General features: G+C 45.4%; 2 rRNA genes. Both read right to left on the bottom strand.

Features of this window, described 5'->3' with window-relative positions:
* A 23S ribosomal RNA gene (locus tag KQJ18_RS24445) occupies positions 1–151 on the bottom strand; the annotation flags it as partial.
* Positions 152–377: 226 nt separating this feature from the next.
* Positions 378–434: ribosomal RNA gene (locus KQJ18_RS24440) — 16S ribosomal RNA — on the bottom strand; the annotation flags it as partial.

Here is a 434-nt window from a genome sequence, read left to right as displayed (position 1 = left end):
GATAGTGTGACGAATCACACTGGGTTTCCCCATTCGGAAATCGCCGGTTATAACGGTTCATATCACCTTACCGGCGCTTATCGCAGATTAGCACGTCCTTCATCGCCTCTGACTGCCAGGGCATCCACCGTGTACGCTTAGTCGCTTAACCTCACAACCCGAAGATGTTTCACTTCTGATTGCGAAAATTTGAGAGACTCGAACACACCGCTTTTCATTTCTTGTTTACGGAGAAATGAAACAGTGTGTCGTTTCAATTTTCAGCTTGATCCAGATTTTTAAAGAGCAAAACTTCTTAATGCACTCGAAAGTACATTCAGAAGTTCATCATTCATCAGACAATCTGTGTGAGCACTGCAAAGGTCGGTTCTTTAAGGTAAGGAGGTGATCCAACCGCAGGTTCCCCTACGGTTACCTTGTTACGACTTCACCCC

It is taken from the genome of Citrobacter sp. S55_ASV_140 (assembly GCF_018919505.1).
GTDB lineage: Bacteria > Pseudomonadota > Gammaproteobacteria > Enterobacterales > Enterobacteriaceae > Citrobacter > Citrobacter werkmanii.
Note: the sequence above shows the minus strand (reverse complement) of the source record. Positions and strands in the feature narration are given on the sequence as shown.